Genomic DNA, 17,196 nt, shown 5'->3' with positions numbered 1-17,196 from the left:
CCGAATGTGCGCGTTATCATTCACGACAAATCTTCCCTTGCGCCGGAGGGAAAGCCCGTTGCCTTTTGCCTTGACCCGGAAACAGGCTTTGAGTGGATAGGCGAATATGATATAACCGCCGACGAACTGCTATCCGGCGCGGGCGGCAACAACGCCACCAAAACCGAACAGGCTGAAAAGCTGATACTTGACCTACTGGCAGACGGAAAAGAGCTTGCCAGCGAGGACATAGAGAAAGCCGCAGCCGACGCGGGGATTTCTGCCCGTACTGTCCGGGCGGCAAAGAAAAACCTTGACGGGCGCATTACCTCAAAGCGTATCGGCGCAGCATGGTATCACGCCCTAAAAAAGTGAACTGGCAAAATCCAAGTGGCAAAACCCAGATACCTTGCCACTTCGCCACTTCGCCACTTCAACCTCAAAACCACCGCCCCATGTATGACCGCATGGGGCTTTTCTCATGGAAAGGAGAGCCTATGAACAACGACACCAGCAACCGCAGCACCCCCGCAACCGCTTCCCCTCTGACCGTAAAGGAAGCAGAACAGCCCGATATTGTGAAGAAAATCGGAAACACGACCTATCGGGTGAAAATCCACTTCAGCACCACCAGCAAGGAAACTATGAGCGATAAAATCAAGCGGCTTATTATGAACGATTGCGGGAAAATTTCTTAAAACCACCTTGACAAAATGTATCAGAGGACACCCTGCTGCACGCTATGGAAACCGCCAGTGCGGACAGTATGCCGGAGGGCGTGGAGCGTCAGGGCATCGGCACTCCTGCCACCAGAGCCGCTACCATCGAAAAGCTGGTGCAGAAGGGCTTTCTGGAGCGCAAGGGCAGCAAAAAGACCAAGGTGTTGCTGCCCACGGATAAGGGAAAAGCCCTCATTACCGTAATGCCCGAAGAAATCCAATCCCCGGAAATGACCGCCGACTGGGAAACAAAACTGTTGTGCGTGGAGCGCGGCGAGATGGAGTCGGAAACATTTATGACTGAAATCAAAGATATGATCTCCTCGTTGGTGAACACCACCGAGGCCGTGAAAGGAGCGAATGTGCTTATGAAAAATAAAGTGATTGGTGTCTGTCCGAACTGTGGCAAATCTGTTGTGGAACGTGAAAAGGGCTGGTTTTGTGAATCCAATCCCTGCCGTTTCGTGCTGTGGAAAGACAATGCTTTCTTCAAGAGGTTGGGTAAACGGCTGGATGCTCATGTGGCCGACAAGCTGCTGCGGGATGGCCGCGTCCGTCTGAAGGACTGCAAGAGTGCCAAGGGCAAGGTATACAATGCCACTGTCCTGCTGTCTACCGAAGCCGATGGTCGCAGCAAGTTTTCGCTGGAATTTGAGGGTGGCCGCTGATGAGGGTACAGGATGAAGCCGTTTATCTGCTGAACAACGAAAAATACCTGCATCTGCGGGAAAATACTTCCGGCGTTGGCTACGCCACCTATGACAAGCTGACCCTGTTGCCGTTGGAAAAGGGACAGATTCCCTTTGAGCATCTGCCGCCCGATGGCAGAAATGCTATTCCTGCCGCCCGGAACTGGTTCCTTTTTGAGCTATCCGATGATCCTCGCAGGGCTATCCAGCTTGAAAGTGTGAGAATCCTCGACAACATCCCGGATTCCGGCATTCGCAAGCGGCGTATCTGGGAAGATCCGTCCATTACTATGAATGATGTGCGGCTCATCGACAGCAACTACAAGGACTTATACCGTGTTCCCAATGGCAGTGTGATTCAGGTGGACTACCCGGATGGCCGAAGTTTCACAACACGGCTGGAACATTGGGACGAGTATCATTTTGATGTTGGTGGACTGGGCGATATGTTCCACATCTGCCAGTTTGCCGAGGTCATGGAGCGCAATGGAGCCAGCTATTACCCGGAAATCCAGACACAGGATGAAACAGGTGCATGGGAACTAGGCGGAAAAGGCTATATTGCCATCCAGTCCTGTGACGATGGCTGGGATTACACCCTCTATCACAGCGATTACTCTGTGATGGACAGCGGCCAGATCGACGCGCCGGAGCTGACGATTCAGGAAGTCCGGGAAGAAATTCTGGAAGCACATCACATGGAAAAAGGTCGGCGGCTGATACAGGACTACGATTTTATCATGGACAGAGCCGCCGAAGCCGAAGAACTGGGGCTAAACAGCCGCCCTTCCACGCTGGAAAAGCTGGCTTCACTGGCTGGCGCAAAAGAAAAATGCGATGCCCCGGAGTGCAGCCCCGTTGGGTGCCGGAAAGTGAGGGATGCTCATGAACTTTAATGGCGAAGAATTGACGCTGATGATGCTCTACAATTCCGGCTCCCGGCCGGGTTTGATGCAGGAGCTGCGGCTGATGCAGTGTTACCTGATGCCTGATGAAACTGCCCTGAGAGAACTGTCCGAACAGGTCATTGAAAAGCTGAAACTTATGACCGATGCCGAGTTTGCCGAGCTGGAATTTCCGCTCGACTGAATTTTTATGGCCAATAAGTAGTATGAATATCTTTTCTTCCCTCAAATATGTGATATACTAGTAGCATCACATATAGTAAATGAAGGAGGAAGGTTTTAGATGGATTTAGTTAAAGTCCAACAAATACACAATCAGTATCGTATCTTTCGACAAGATATGTATAATGAGTGGGAAGAGTATGCTTACTTGAATCATTGCATAAGAAAGCCGACTAAAGAACCTTTTGAGTTTAATAGCCTATTAAGTGACAGTGTATTGCATAAAACTATTGTTGATGCTGGCGGAATGCAAACTAGGTTTTTGAGCGGTGGCAATTCAAGAAGTCATTTCATCAATTCTGTTGGGCGGTTTGAAGTATATATTTCCTCTTTAGCTAAGGTTGTGTTTATAGACTATCCTCAAAAGATGAAGGGATCTGATTCTGAAACCGAAACCTCTAAGGCATTCCAATTGATTTTAAGTTGTAGCACGCGTGACGAAATGATTGACACGCTTGCTGAAGAAAAGGTCCGAAGTATTTTCTATGGAAACCCTGCTGATGTGTTTTTGAAAGATAAGTGCAAATTAGAGTTGGGAACACTTTTTTCTTCCAAATACCGTTTAGCCATTTCTCTATATAGTGAGATTTTAGGAAGACGAAATGCCATAATCCATAATTCCGGTAGAGTTGACAAGAAATATATAAGAGAAAATCCTCAAAGTACTCTTTTGGAAGGCAAAAAGATTATTATTTCTGAAAATTATCTACGCGGAACTATTGGCTTATTGGTTGGAATCGCTGCTGAAACCACAAGTAACGTTGTGGAGAATATTTATAAAGGAAATGTTCAAGGAATATTAGGCCGCGCCACAAATTCGTTTGAGAATTGCTATGAAATCGACTGGTATAAGAGATTGTTGCAAAATTCCGACTAAATCCTTTTAATTTTACTAATTTATTGGAAATCACGATACATCCGAACGCTATTTTCCTGAGAGCGGCCTTTACAAAGGTCGCTCTTTTTATATCCTAAAATCGAAAGGAGGAACGCAATGCCAAATAAAACGCAAGAATACCTCAACCTTGCCCAGCAAACGGCAAAGGAACTGACCCGGTATTGGGAAAACTGGACGGACTACCTGACCACAGCATCCCGGCTGTACAAGTACAACTTTGCCGACCAGCTTATGATTTACGCCCAGCGGCCTGATGCCACCGCCTGCGCCAGTTTCGACCTCTGGAATGACCGCATGAACCGCTATGTCCGGCGTGGCTCCAAAGGCATCGCTCTGTTAGACCAGTCCAGCAGTGTTCCGCGTCTGCACTACGTTTTCGATGTGAGCGACACTGGAGTACGGCGTAATTCGCGTGATCCGGAAGTATGGCAGCTCGGCCCCGATCTGGTTCAGCCTGTGTCGGAAATGCTCGCTAGAGAGTACGGCATCCGGCATGAACGAATCACCCAGCAAATCGCAGACATTTGCGGCAAACTGGTGGATTCCTATTGGGATAACAACAGCGGTGACATTCTCGACATCGTTGACGGCTCTCTTCTGATGGATTATGATGAAGCCGGACAGGAGTTCCAGTTCAAAAGTGCCGCTGCAATCAGCATCACCTATGCTGTCCTTGAACGATGCGGTTTTGAGCCGGAAGGACATTTTGACCGGGACGATTTTCAGGCCATCTTCTCCTTTTCCACTCCTGCCGCCGTGTATGCGTTGGGCACCGCAGTCAGCGAGTGCAGCCGGGATGTGCTGCGCAACATCGAAAGAACCGTAAAGACGACAATCCGCCGCCGCAATGTAGAAAGGAGCCAGTATGAATATGAACAGCAGGAACGTGACCTACTCGACCATCGGGGATTATCAGCTCCCGAACCTGACCCTGCCCCGGCAGGAGAAAACACTGGGCAAGTACGGGCGACTGCGCCGGACTTACCTGATGAAGCATCGCCCGGTGCTGTACAACTCGATGCTTCTGTCGGGAACTCTGCATCCGCACCTGTTGGAGGTGGAGCAAACCGCAGAGAGCCGGATGCGGCAGACCATGCAGGAGTTGCTGAAACAGAACCCGGCTCCGAACAAGGAGCAGTATCAGATGGAGTGGGTGCAGCACATGAACAGCCTGAAAGCACAGGCCGAGGAACTGGTGATGAACGAGCTGATTTACAGCTAAGTTTCTTCGATGCACACATTCCCACCGAAGCTGAACAAATTGAATCCATCGACCAAGCGGAGAGCGAAAAATCGCCCTCCGCTTTCTCTTTGTCACAGGCTGAGATCGAAAACGCGCTGCGGAGAGGTTCTAACTTTGAAAACAGCAAACTTCGCATCTGGAAAATTTATCAGCTCCAGCCTGACCGAAAACTCCGGGCAAAAGCTCTTGCGAAAGAATATGCCTCAAACGGACCCGGCGGCTCCTCGCACACCTATCTGGACGGAAGCAATGGTTGGCTCGATCATGACAGCAAGGGGCTGACGTTTGAACACTATCCAGACCATCAGAAAGTGCTTCTCCGCTGGAATCAGGTCGAAAAATATATCGACCTGATGATTCAGTCTGACCGCTATCTGTCGGATAAAGAGAAAAGAACCATTGACTTCCCCCTTGAGCTGAACGCCGCCAGTGCTGCCGAATACACGGCATTAAAGGAACAGTACCCGGACACTCTCGTTGGATTTGAAGCAGGTGGCAATTTTATGTTTTATGGAGAAGATGCCGCTAAAGTTACCAAAATCATCAACAGTGCTTTGTTCACGAGAGACACCGCGCTGGGCGAAGCTCAGGTCACAGGCTTTTCTCCTCGCTTATGGGCAAGAAAGTCAAAAGAATTATGGTCTGCGGGCAATAATGTCTATCTTGCCGGGTTAAACGAAGATGGCACTCACCATCAGACCAAGCATCTGCGCAAAGAGGACTATCTTCCCATTGGTTCCATTATCAATATGGATAGCCGTGAATTTCGGATTGATAGGGTGGACTTTGATAAGGGCAAAGTTTCTTTGCAGGATATGGCACTGGCCGATATGCGGGTGCCGATTTTTCGGGAAGAACCGCTGTCTGTTGTCCGGGAATTGTACGAACAGCAAGACGAAGCTCTTGACACCGCTCCCGAAAAAGCAGTCGATTATAAGGTCGGGGATGATGTCGTTGTTGAACTGCCTACCCGAACCATCGAGGGAAAGGTCGGCTATGTTGGTGAAACCGATGTGCGCATCGACACCAGTGCGCAGGGCTATTCGTGGAGCAACGAGGTGTTGAACAAACAGCAGTTCGAGGACAGTCTGCGACGGGATGAGCCTACGTCTGATGAATCACTGGACAAGCTGCCTATTTCTGTGGAGGTCAACGGCGAATGGCAGACATTCCCGGATGCAGCCGCCGCAGACGAAGCCCTGAATGCCGAACCTGTGCCGGAAGCTGCTGGAAATTTCTGCATTACGGACGATCATCTGGGCGAGGGCGGTGCAAAACAGAAATACGCCCGGAACATTGCAGCTATCCGCACCCTGTTCCAGTTGGAGCAGGAACACCGTGGAGCCACCATCGAAGAGCAGGAAATTCTATCACAGTATGTCGGCTGGGGCGGTCTGCCGGATGCCTTTGACCCGGACAAGGGCAACTGGGCAAAAGAGTACGCCGAACTGAAAGGACTGCTCTCCGAAGATGAGTACGCCGCCGCCCGTGGCTCCGTCCTGAACGCCCACTACACCAGCCCCACCGTGATTCGTGCCATCTATGATGCTGTGGAGCGCATGGGCTTCCGCAGCGGCAATATTTTGGAGCCGAGCATGGGCATTGGCAACTTTTTTGGTATGCTGCCGGACACCATGCAGGATAGCCGCCTGTACGGTGTGGAACTGGACAGCATCACAGGCCGCATTGCGCAAAAACTCTACCCAGAAGCCAGCATTAAAGTTGCCGGATTTGAAACCACCGACCGCCGCGATTTCTATGACCTTGCCGTGGGTAATGTTCCTTTTGGCCAGTACCGGGTAAACGACATGGCGTACAACAAATTCGGTTTCAGTATCCACAACTATTTCTTCGCCAAGGCCATCGACCAAGTGCGTCCGGGCGGCATCGTGGCCTTCGTCACCAGCCGCTACACGCTGGACAGCAAGGATTCTTCTGCCCGAAAGCACATTGCCGAACGTGCTGATCTGCTGGGTGCTATCCGGCTACCGAATACTGCGTTCAAGGCAAATGCAGGAACAGATGTCGTCAGCGACATTATCTTCCTGCAAAAACGTGACCGCCCCATCGACCATGAGCCGGACTGGATACAGCTCGGCAAAACGGAAGATGGCTTTACCATCAACAGCTATTTTGTAGACCACCCGGAGATGGTGCTGGGCGAACTGACCACCGAAAGCACCCAGTATGGCCATGAGGAATGCACCGTGCGCCCCATTGAGGGTGCAGTGCTGGCAGACCAGCTTGCCGAAGCTATCCAGCATATTGAGGGACTGTACACGGAAGTTGAGGTCGAAACACCAGATATTGCGGATGCAGAAAATGAGCGACACATTCTCCCTGCTGACCCGGATGTGAAGAACTTCTCCTACACCGTGGTTGACGGTGAAGTGTATTACCGCGAAAATTCTGTTATGACACAGGTGGAGCTTTCCGACACCGCCAAAGGCCGTGTGACCGGGATGGTGGAGCTGCGGCAAATCGTCAATGAGTTGATTGACCAGCAGCTAAACGACTCCCCGGATGCCGACATTCAGGCTACGCAGGAAAAGCTGAATGCCGCCTACGATGCCTTTTCTGCAAAATACGGCTTGCTGAATGACCGCAAAAACGGCAGATTATTTGAGCAGGATTCTTCTTACTATCTGCTGTGTTCTCTGGAAAATCTGGACGATCAGGGGCAGCTCAAAAGCAAGGCGGCGATGTTCACCAAACGCACCATTCGCCCGGAACGTACTGTCACCAGCGTGGACACTCCCACGGAAGCACTTGCAATTTCCATCGGAGAGCGTGGCCGGGTGGATTTGCCCTATATGGCAGAGCTGCTCGGCACTCCCGGCGACTATGAGCGAATCACCAGCGAACTATCCGGCGTAATTTTCAAAGACCCCGGCACAGACCCTACTGACCCAGAAGCGGGCTGGCAAATGGCGGATGAATACTTGTCCGGCAATGTCCGGGCAAAACTGCGCATGGCACAGCTTGCCGCCGAAACCAACCCGGAGTTTGCAGTCAACGTCACCGCATTGGAAAAGGCGCAGCCGAAAGACCTTGAAGCATCTGAGATTGATGTACGTCTGGGTGCAACATGGCTTTCGCCGGAGATCATCCAAAAGTTTATGGCAGAAACTTTCCAGATTCCCTACTATCTGCGTCATGCAGTTAAAGTGAGATATTCTCCCTATACCGCAGAATGGCGCATTGAGGGCAAGTCGGCTATGGGCAGAGGCGACATTACCTCCACCGAAACCTATGGCACATCCCGCGCCAATGCCTACAAGATTCTGGAAGATACGCTCAACTTGAAAGATGTGCGCATCTATGATGCCATTGAAGATGAAGAAGGCAGACCGAAGCGCGTCCTGAACAAAACGGACACCATGCTGGCGCAGCAGAAACAGCAGGTAATCAAAGATGCTTTCGCCAACTGGATCTGGCAAGACCCCCAGCGGCGCATTGCACTGGTGAAGCAGTACAACGAACTGTTCAACAGCAACAGACCGCGCGAATACGATGGTTCCCACATCCACTTTGTCGGTATGAACCCGGAAATTTCGCTCCGGGAACACCAGCGTAACGCCATCGCTCATGTGCTTTATGGTGGTAATACGCTGCTTGCACACGAAGTGGGAGCCGGAAAGACGTTTGAGATGGCAGCATCCGCAATGGAAGCCAAACGGCTGGGGCTGTGTCAGAAAAGTCTTTTTGTGGTGCCAAATCATCTGACGGAGCAATGGGCGGCAGAGTTTTTGCACCTATACCCCAATGCCAAGCTGCTGGTGGCTCGAAAAAAGGACTTTGAAACCGCCAACCGCAAAAAATTCTGTGCTAGAATTGCGACTGGGGACTACGATGCGGTCATCATCGGTCATTCACAGTTTGAGCGCATCCCGTTGTCCTATGAGCGGCAAGAACGCATTATTCAGGAGCAGATTGATGAAACGCTTGCCGCCATCAACGAACTGAAAGCCACTGCTGGCGAAAATTTCAGCATCAAGCAGATGGAAAAGACACGCAAAACGCTGGAAATCAAGCTGGAAAAGCTACGCTCCGATGCGAGAAAGGATGATGTTATCACCTTTGAGCAGTTGGGCGTGGATAGGCTTTTTGTGGATGAGAGCCATTTTTACAAGAACCTTTTCCTCACGACAAAAATGCGCAATGTCGCTGGTTTGTCTACAAGTGAAGCGCAAAAATCGAGCGATATGTTCGGAAAGTGCCGCTACTTGGATGAGATCACAGGTGGGCGCGGCGTGGTGTTTGCTACGGGAACGCCCGTGAGCAACTCCATGTCGGAGCTGTACACGGTCATGCGCTATCTGCAATATGGCACACTCCAGCAAAAAGGGCTGACACACTTCGACTGCTGGGCATCTACTTTTGGTGAAACCACCACCGCCATTGAACTTGCCCCGGAGGGCTATACTTTAATAGGACGATAAACGTGATTGTCCTAAATTGAAAGATTCCATAAGAAAGGAGGTAGAACAAATGCCGAAAACACCAAAAATTACCGCACTCTATGAGCGTTTGTCAAGAGATGATGATCTTGCTGGTGAATCGAATTCCATCACCAACCAAAAGAAATATCTGGAAGATTACGCCCAAAAGAACGGCTTCAAGAACATCCGCCATTTTACAGATGATGGCTTTTCAGGTGTGAATTTCAATCGTCCCGGCTTTCAATCTCTAATAAAAGAGGTAGAAGCAGGAAATGTCGAAACGCTTATTGTGAAGGATATGAGCCGCTTAGGACGAAATTATCTGCAAGTCGGTTTTTATACGGAAGTTCTGTTCCCACAGAAAAATGTCCGATTCCTTGCAATCAACAACAGCATCGACAGCAACAATGCTTCAGACAATGATTTTGCTCCGTTTTTGAACATTATGAACGAATGGTATGCCAAAGACACGAGTAATAAAATCAAGGCTGTGTTCGATGCCCGGATGAAAGATGGAAAACGTTGCAGCGGCTCTATTCCGTATGGATATAACCGTTTGCCGAACGACAAGCAGACACTTGTTGTTGATCCGGTGGCATCCGAAGTCGTAAAGCGCATTTTTCTTCTTGCGAACGAAGGAAAAAGCCCACGGGCAATCGCAGAACTATTGACAGAGGATAAAGTCCTGATTCCTGCTGCATACGCACAGAAATATCACCCAGAGCAGTACAATGGGATAAAGTTCTCCGATCCGTACCTGTGGGGCACCTCCTCCGTAAGAACAATTTTAGGTCGGCAGGAATATCTGGGACGCACTGTTTTACGAAAATCTGTAAGCACAAATTTCAAACTTCACAAGAGAAAAGAAACAGACGAAGATGAACAGTATGTTTTCCAGAACACGCATGAACCGATTATACCGCAAGAACTTTGGGATAGTGTTCAGAAACGCAGATGCCGAGTGAATCGTGCTTCTGCTTGGGGAACGCACACCAACCGTTTAAGCGGGTATCTGTATTGTGCCGATTGCGGCAGAAGATTGACCTTGCAAACACACTACAGTAAAAAGGATGGGTCTACTCAATATTCTTATCGTTGTGGTGGATATGCAAGTCGGGTGAATAGCTGCACTGCCCATTCAATCAGTGCCGATAATGTTGAAGCCCTGATATTGGCATCGGTCAAACGCTTTTCGAGATTTGTTCTAAAAGATGAAGAAACCTTCGCTTTGGAACTGCAATCCCTTTGGAAAGAGAAACGTGAAGAAAAGCCGAAGCAGAATCAATCAGAATTGAAACGTTGCCAAAAACGCTATGATGAGCTTTCTGCCCTTATTCGTAGTCTGTACGAAAATCTTATGTCTGGACTATTGCCCGAACGACAGTACAAGCAGCTGATGGCACAGTATGATAGCGAGCAAGCAGAATTGGAATCGCAGATGGAAACGATGAAATCCGAAATTGCCGAAGATAAATCAAGTTCTGCTGATATTCGGCATTTCATTTCGCTGATTCGCAAGTGCAAAAATCCAACAGAAATCTCCGATTCAATGTTTAACGAACTTGTCGATAAAATCGTTGTTTATGAAGCCGAGGGTGCAGGCAATGCCCGCACACAAAAAGTTGACATTTATTTCAACTATGTCGGTCAAGTCGATATTGCTTATACCGAGGAAGAACTTGCCGAACTGAAAGCGCAGAAGGAGCAGGAAGAACGGCAGCGCATGGAAAAGCAGCGCAAACGTGAAAAAGCCTATCGAGAAAAGCGAAAAGCAAAGAAAATCGCTAAAAACGGTGGCGAGATCATTAAAACCAAAACGTGTCCGCACTGTGGGAAGATGTTTACACCTACGAGCAACCGACAGCTTTTCTGCTCAAGGGAATGCTGGAATCAGGCAAGACAGGCGCAAAAGAAAGCAGATAGAGAAGCCGAAAGAGGAGATCATTACTACCGGCAACGCACCTGTGCCGTGTGCGGTCATTCCTACTGGCCTACACACAGCCAGCAGGAATTTTGTTCCGATGAGTGCAGGAGAATCAACCACAACAAGAAAACCTTGGAATTCTATCACAAGAAAAAAGGAAATCCAAAACCTGACCCAGAAGCAACACCAACGCCGAAACCAAAGGAGGATAATGCAGCATGACTACCTTAAAGAATCCGCTCCACGACAGCAACAACGGTCTGGACTACACTCTTGTCAACGACTACTATCTGCCGAACCTTACCGCAACAGCCCCGGCAGAGCGGAACCCCACCGGGCGGTGGGGCCGCTTACATAAGAGGTACCTGAAGGAGCAGCATCCCGTCCGGTACAACCAGCTTGTCCTGTCCGGTGAACTAGGCAACTACCTTGCCAAGCTGGATAAACAGGCCGAAGAACAGCTTGCCCTAATCATCCGGCAGATGCAGGAAGCCGAGGGCGTGACTGAAGCCCTGAAAGCCGAGAATCAACTGGAATGGGTGCGCCGGATGAACAGCATCCGCAACCGTGCGGAGGAGATCATCAAGACCGAGCTGATTTTTGTATAAGGAGGTGCCCGCAATGGCTGTGCTGAAATGGATGCTGAAATTTGCCCTTCTCCCGCTGCTTCTGCTGCTGATTCTGGCGCAGTGGGTGGGCATCTTCCTCACGACCTTCTCCACGATCCTGACGAATCTGCTGGCGGGGCTGTTCTTCTTTGTAGCGCTGGCAAGCTGGGTCATGAAGCTGGCAGACGGCGGCGAAGTGCTGAAGATGCTGATAACCGGATTTGTCGTTTTCACCCTGCCTTACATAGCGATGGCACTCATCGCAAAAATCTCCTATTTCGGTGATGAACTCAGGGACTTTCTCCAATCCTGAGTTCCCTTGACCGCCCTGCACGACTGCAAGGCGGTCTTTTCGTTACATCGGGTCTGCACACGGCAGGCCCTTTTTGATACGGAGGTACACGCCTATGAAACTGACGTTTGAAGAAAAGAAGCTGCTCTACACCTATGGTTGCGCCGATCTGGAGCTGACCCGCAAGCGGCTGTACGAGGTTGCCGGACTGACGGTTAATCCCGACCAGAACAAGCTGGTGCTTGATTTCTGCCGGAAGCTGGAGGATGAAACGCTGGCAGACTGGTACGACCAGATGTTCTACTTTGTCCGTGCCGAGATGGAGTGCTACACCAATATGCGGCTCCTGATGCAGGACATCGAGGAGGACGAGGACTGGGGACCGACCATCTTTGACGAATCTGAGGAGGAAGAACTGATTGACGATGTTTAAGCTGGAAACCATGATCTACGCCAGCGAGGACGGGACAAGCAGCGTATTTACGCTGAATCCCGCCTTGCAAAAGCAGCTTGATGCCCTTGCAACGCAGCACCCGGAGGTGTGCCAGCGGAAGGCAAGGGGCGAAGCTGGCGGGGTAACGTATCAGGTCAGGGGTGCCGCACTGGCTATCCAGCCCGTGCGGGTCTCCTGAAAACGATAACTGATCTGCTATGGTAAAACAACTTCCAATCGGCTACCGTATCCCTGCAAGTCATCATTGGTTTGTGTAAACACAAAGAAGCGGCGGCTCTGAAAATTGAGCCGCCGCTTCAAAATGGGCGCGCGGATATGTCTGCTATACGACGGCTTTTTTCTTTTGCCGTCGTCCGGTAGATCATTCCATATTTATGAAACTTGGTGCTTGGCAAATACACGGCGAGAAATACCTGCACCAACTCCCAAAAAGAGTAGTGCTGCCGGGATTGCCCATATCGCATACAGCATACCGTTACTCATTTGTTCCACCGACAGGAGCGAAATAGCCAGTGCATGATAGATAGGAAGAAGTCCAACCAATCGGAACAACGGATTTGCTTCTGTGATTGGCAGCAAAACTGGGAACAGAAAAATTGCTATCGCCGCAACCAAAGCTACAATCTGATTTTTACTGATTGCAGATAGGAACAGTGTAATTCCAGTAACGCTGAGGGTACAGGTAAAGGCCAACAGGATTTGATATTTGAGTAATGTTCCACAAGTGATATTAAAAGAAATAAACCCTTCTACATAGTCGCTGGGAGCGAATAGAATACTACAATCTAGCCCTTCCGTTCCGTAAAAGATAAGAGCAAGAAGCAAGTTAAAAGCCGCAACCAGCGCAGTAGTGAGAATGGCGGTAAGAATACCCGCTGCTACCTTTGCAGTAGTGCATTTGGTTTTGCCGTATTTGCTTGTCAATATGATATTGTCAACGCCTTCATACTCGCCGGAGAAAATCGGAGCAAGCATGATGATAACCGCAAGAGCAAGCGCGATAAAAAAACGCACCATGTTTTTACTTGTTGAAAGCCAACCATCTACATAGCCAATTTTGATTTCTTCATTGCCAAACACATCAGAAACACTTAATCCGTTCCAATTTCCCTCTTTATCAGAAAACCGTGAAAAGACTGCCGATTGCATGGCGTTTTGATAAACATAGATTGCACTCAAGCCATGTAAATCTGATGTCGGTGCAAAATCAGACATTATTTGCTGCACCTTTTCGTCTGTCAGGATTCCTTCATATTTCGCTGCAATTTCCTTGTCGATTTCTACTGCTGTTTTGCCAGTACCTTCACCGATATTTTGGTCAAACGCATATTTGTTTTGAAAGGTGGAAAAGGATAGCAAGGCAGAGAACAGGATAATTCCAATTAGAGCGATGAGCGCCAAACGCTTTGAAAACACTTTCCGCAGTTCAAAAAGAATCAGTTTTTTCATTCTTCACAGCCCCCTTTGAAATAGAACAGGTACAGATCTTCCAAAGTAGGCTGCACCCTTACTGCGTTTTCCATCGGCGGACGATCTCCAATGATTCGTAAAATCGTCTGGTTTTCGCTGGTGTTTCGCAAGTTGCTTGTGTTGTAGGCAGCCGCATATTTTTCCGCATAGGCAGTCGGAACCGTACATTCCCACACTTGATCGTCGATTTCAGAAGTGATCTCCTGCGGATTTCCAAAGTGAATGATTTGCCCGGATTTCATCATGATGATTTCCTCCGCAATAAACTCCACATCGGAAACAATATGCGTAGACAGGATCACAATGCGGTCTTTGGAAAAGGCGCTGATCAAATTGCGGAAACGGACGCGTTCTTTCGGGTCAAGCCCCGCCGTCGGCTCATCTAAAATCAAAATATGAGGGTCATTAAGCATGGCTTGTGCAATCCCTAAACGCTGTTTCATGCCTCCCGAAAAAGTTTTGATTTTTTGCTTACTTTCCTTTGATAAATCTACTGCTTCCAGCAGTTCTTTTGACTTCTTCCGCGCCGCCTTTTCGTCCAAGCCTTTTAGAGCAGAAACGTAGCGCAGAAAGTCATACGCTGAAAAATCGGGGTAATATCCGAAGTGCTGCGGCAAGTAGCCTAAAAGATTGCGATAGCGTTCACCCAGCCCCACAATGTTTTTCTCGTTAAGCAGAATTCTCCCGGAAGTAGGATTTTGGATATTGCAGAGCAGCCGCATAAGCGTTGTTTTCCCTGCACCATTTGCACCCAGTAAGCCGTAGACGCCATTTGTTAAGGTGATATTCAAATTGTCCACGGCGGTTTTGGAACCGAACTTTTTTGTCAGCCCAATCGTTTTTAATTCCATAAAAAGCCCCTTTCTCCATAGGGAGTAAAAAATACTCTCCATGTGTTTTCATGGAGAGTATAGAGGGAAAACATCTACTTTTTATCTACAAGGCAGGAGATTTGAAGTAGGCAGATGCCTTTGCCCCGAATGCAGTATTTTCGATCTTCAAATAGCCGTTGTGGTGTTCACAAAGCAGCTTGCAAATATACAGCCCCAGTCCAAAATGCTCGGAATGGTTGCTTTCCTCTGTGTAATATGGACTGGTGGCTTTTTGCAGACTGCTTTTGTCAAAACCCTTCCCATCGTCTGATACGGAAAGCAACAAGCCGTTGTCATGCAAGGCAAAAGATATTGTTACCGTAGTCTGGGCATATCGAACCGCATTGGCGAGCAGGTTATTGCTGACCTGTGAAACAAATGCGCTATCAAGAGGCAACTGTGAATTGGGTATATGATTTTGTAAAATCAACTCTTTTGCATTTTTCGCACAAACGATTTTTGCGCTATCATACAAAGAAGATACCAATGGTTGCAAGTCAATCAACTTGTACTCTGGCTGCGTATCTTCCATACGCCTAAGATTGCTCATACTGCTTACATAGTTTTCCATACGGGAAATATGCTTTCCCATTGTGGCGGCGGTTTCCCTCGTTTGGGAATTATCGCTGGTTTGCAGCATTTCGTTATAGCCTTTTAGTACCGTCAGAGGGGTACGCAAATCGTGAGCAAAAGCGGCGTTGAGTGCTTTTCGTTCTTCAACTTGCCGCCACATTTTAGAGAAATTGTCCGCAAGGGTTGTCCGCATGATTTCAAAGGACGCACAAAGCTGTCCCAATTCATCGTTGTTATCATAGTCGATTGAAAAGTCCAAGTCATTGTTCGCTATTTTTTCAGAAGCAGTCCGCAGTTCCGCAAGCGGCTTTTTCAGCCTGTTTCTGTAAAATAGCAGCGCAGCCGCGATAATACAGAATGCAGAATAGATAGGAGTTGCAACAATGGGAAGTTTCTCCAGTAGCGCAATGGTACGCTCGTCCTCTTTAGACATCGGGACGGGCACTGTCCCGATGTAAGCGCCGTCGCCCAACTGTTCCCCCTGCTCATTTGTCAAATAATATTTTTCGCCGGACGGAGGATAAGATGCGCTGATACCCTCGGCAGCACCATCACAGATTGAAAAAGTCGTTACGGATAGAAAGACTGCGAGTACAACAAAGGCAATTACATAGAGAACAAGGCTTTTTCGGAGAGATAAATAGTGCTTGCGGCAATTTACTTGACCCATTTGTATCCACACCCCCAAACCGTTTCAATATATATGCGGTCGGTGTATGCCGCGATTTTGGACCGTATTCTGCGGATATGCTCTGCTACAACACTGCTGTCCCCCTCGCTGTCATAGCCCCAAATACGCTCATAAATCCGTTCTTTATCAAAGATCTGTCCTGGATTTTGAGAAAGCAGTTCCACAATATCAAATTCCCTTTTTGCAAGACCGACACGCTTATCGCCAAAGAACAAGCAACGTTCTGAATAGTCAATCGTCAAATCACCGGAAAACTTGACTTGTGCTTCAAAATTGTGTCGTGCTTCCCGGCGCAGGTGAGCGCGTACCCGCGCATCAAGCTCTACGAGGGAAAAGGGCTTTACAATATAATCATCACCGCCAACAGCAAAGCCTTTTACCTTATCTGTATCTTCGATTCTGGCAGTCAGAAAAAGGATCGGGCAGGATATGTGATCACGGATACGCTTGCAAACTTCTAACCCGTCTGTTCCGGGCATATTGATGTCAAGCAAAATAATATCCGGTTGTTTTTCCACTTGCTTTAGTGCTTCTGCACCATTGAAAGCGGGCAGGACACGAAAGCCCTTGCTTTCAAAAAAGTTACCGAGCATAGAAACAATATCGCTTTCATCATCAGCAATCAGTATCTTTGCATTCATTATGCTCACCTCCTAACAGCAAATATAGCAATCATTTTTCAATTATTTATCTATTCTCCTAGACGTATTATATTCGTTATCTCAAAGAATACAAGGCGGTAAATATGAATTATAAAATGTTTGTAAACGAATAAAAGTTTTTGAAAAAGGAGCGTGATGCCATGACCCAACCCCAAACCGACCTTGCCTACCTCCGCAGCGAAAAAGCCAAAGCAGAACAGAAGCTGCGCTCTTGTCAGCACCGGGAGAAAATCCTTGAACGCCAGATGTCAGAGCTGAACCGGAGAGAGCGTGTGCATCGTCTTTGCACCCGTGCCGGAATGCTGGAAAGCTTTCTGGTCTGTCCGGGAGAGCTGACCGATGATCAGGTGATGGAGCTTTTGAAGATCTCGTTCCGTCAACCGGAAGTCGTGCTGGCACTTGCAAAGATGGTGCATGATGTTCACGAACGCAGCAACGTCCAAAACCCTTTAGAATAAAGGGCGCAATTATACACCGTTCCGGTGAAATTGCGGTCTTGCAGACGGCTCGATGAAATCGAAGCTGGCGTTTGTGCGCCAGCCCGATTCCATCC

Annotated in this window: 15 protein-coding genes and 3 pseudogenes; 14 read left to right on the top strand and 4 right to left on the bottom strand. The window is 48.7% G+C overall.

What is annotated here, in order from left to right; all coding sequences use genetic code 11:
* From DWY95_RS17255 to DWY95_RS15670, 13 genes and pseudogenes are all read left to right on the top strand, one after another.
* Window positions 1-354, top strand: a pseudogene (locus DWY95_RS17255) (topoisomerase); the annotation flags it as partial.
* A gap of 122 nt (window positions 355-476) precedes the next feature.
* On the top strand, window positions 477-677 hold the full coding sequence (locus DWY95_RS15720; RefSeq protein WP_165858276.1) for a transposon-encoded TnpW family protein: 201 nt from the start codon (window positions 477-479) through the stop codon (window positions 675-677).
* Between the two features lie 29 nt (window positions 678-706).
* Window positions 707-1,366: pseudogene (locus tag DWY95_RS15715) on the top strand (DNA topoisomerase); the annotation flags it as partial.
* Window positions 1,366-2,283, top strand: coding sequence for an LPD16 domain-containing protein (locus DWY95_RS15710; protein ID WP_158577578.1), 918 nt, complete (start codon window positions 1,366-1,368; stop codon window positions 2,281-2,283). The pseudogene DWY95_RS15715 and the gene DWY95_RS15710, both read left to right, overlap by 1 nt.
* Window positions 2,273-2,476: a transposon-transfer assisting family protein gene (locus DWY95_RS15705; protein WP_118554225.1), complete on the top strand. Its 204-nt coding sequence runs from the start codon at window positions 2,273-2,275 to the stop codon at window positions 2,474-2,476. Before DWY95_RS15710 ends, DWY95_RS15705 begins: the two co-directional genes overlap by 11 nt.
* Before the next feature lie 99 nt (window positions 2,477-2,575).
* On the top strand, window positions 2,576-3,391 hold the full coding sequence (locus tag DWY95_RS15700) for a hypothetical protein (RefSeq protein ID WP_118554217.1): 816 nt from the start codon (window positions 2,576-2,578) through the stop codon (window positions 3,389-3,391).
* Window positions 3,392-4,277: 886 nt separating this feature from the next.
* A complete protein-coding gene (locus DWY95_RS17470; protein WP_223474521.1) occupies window positions 4,278-4,634 on the top strand; it encodes a TnpV protein in 357 nt (118 codons plus the stop codon).
* Between the two features lie 374 nt (window positions 4,635-5,008).
* Window positions 5,009-9,076 (top strand): annotated as a pseudogene (locus tag DWY95_RS15695) (SNF2-related protein); the annotation flags it as partial.
* Between the two features lie 70 nt (window positions 9,077-9,146).
* A complete protein-coding gene (locus DWY95_RS15690; protein WP_118554216.1) occupies window positions 9,147-11,243 on the top strand; it encodes a recombinase family protein in 2,097 nt (698 codons plus the stop codon).
* Window positions 11,240-11,629: a TnpV protein gene (locus tag DWY95_RS15685; RefSeq protein ID WP_118554215.1), complete on the top strand. Its 390-nt coding sequence runs from the start codon at window positions 11,240-11,242 to the stop codon at window positions 11,627-11,629. The genes DWY95_RS15690 and DWY95_RS15685 overlap by 4 nt, the downstream gene beginning before the upstream one ends.
* Window positions 11,630-11,642: 13 nt before the next feature.
* Window positions 11,643-11,942: a CD1845 family protein gene (locus DWY95_RS15680; RefSeq protein WP_118554214.1), complete on the top strand. Its 300-nt coding sequence runs from the start codon at window positions 11,643-11,645 to the stop codon at window positions 11,940-11,942.
* A 94-nt stretch (window positions 11,943-12,036) separates the two neighbouring features.
* Complete coding sequence (locus tag DWY95_RS15675; protein ID WP_118554213.1) at window positions 12,037-12,354, top strand: hypothetical protein; 318 nt, start codon at window positions 12,037-12,039, stop codon at window positions 12,352-12,354.
* Window positions 12,347-12,553, top strand: a complete 207-nt coding sequence (locus DWY95_RS15670; RefSeq protein WP_118554212.1) for a hypothetical protein — start codon at window positions 12,347-12,349, stop codon at window positions 12,551-12,553. The genes DWY95_RS15675 and DWY95_RS15670 overlap by 8 nt, the downstream gene beginning before the upstream one ends.
* Before the next feature lie 194 nt (window positions 12,554-12,747).
* On the opposite strand, the gene DWY95_RS15665 is transcribed toward DWY95_RS15670, so the two are convergent.
* The 4 genes from DWY95_RS15665 to DWY95_RS15650 form a co-directional block, all read right to left on the bottom strand.
* Entirely contained in the window at window positions 12,748-13,824 is a 1,077-nt protein-coding gene (locus tag DWY95_RS15665; protein WP_118554211.1) for an ABC transporter permease, read from the bottom strand.
* The gene (locus DWY95_RS15660) at window positions 13,821-14,696 is read right to left on the bottom strand and encodes an ABC transporter ATP-binding protein (RefSeq protein WP_118554210.1); all 876 of its coding nucleotides are present in this window, start codon (window positions 14,694-14,696) and stop codon (window positions 13,821-13,823) included. Before DWY95_RS15660 ends, DWY95_RS15665 begins: the two co-directional genes overlap by 4 nt.
* Before the next feature lie 85 nt (window positions 14,697-14,781).
* The gene (locus DWY95_RS15655) at window positions 14,782-15,960 is read right to left on the bottom strand and encodes a HAMP domain-containing sensor histidine kinase (RefSeq protein ID WP_118554209.1); all 1,179 of its coding nucleotides are present in this window, start codon (window positions 15,958-15,960) and stop codon (window positions 14,782-14,784) included.
* Entirely contained in the window at window positions 15,948-16,622 is a 675-nt protein-coding gene (locus DWY95_RS15650) for a response regulator transcription factor (RefSeq protein WP_055192417.1), read from the bottom strand. The genes DWY95_RS15655 and DWY95_RS15650 overlap by 13 nt, the downstream gene beginning before the upstream one ends.
* A gap of 161 nt (window positions 16,623-16,783) precedes the next feature.
* Here DWY95_RS15650 and DWY95_RS15645 point away from each other — a divergent pair, with 161 nt between their 5' ends.
* On the top strand, window positions 16,784-17,101 hold the full coding sequence (locus tag DWY95_RS15645) for a DUF3847 domain-containing protein (RefSeq protein WP_118554208.1): 318 nt from the start codon (window positions 16,784-16,786) through the stop codon (window positions 17,099-17,101).
* Window positions 17,102-17,196: the final 95 nt, after the last annotated feature.

The sequence above is a fragment of the Faecalibacterium sp. AF28-13AC genome, from assembly GCF_003478405.1.
In the GTDB taxonomy this organism is placed as follows: Bacteria; Bacillota; Clostridia; order Oscillospirales; family Ruminococcaceae; genus Faecalibacterium; species Faecalibacterium prausnitzii_E.
This window is presented reverse-complemented; position numbering and strand designations above follow the sequence as displayed.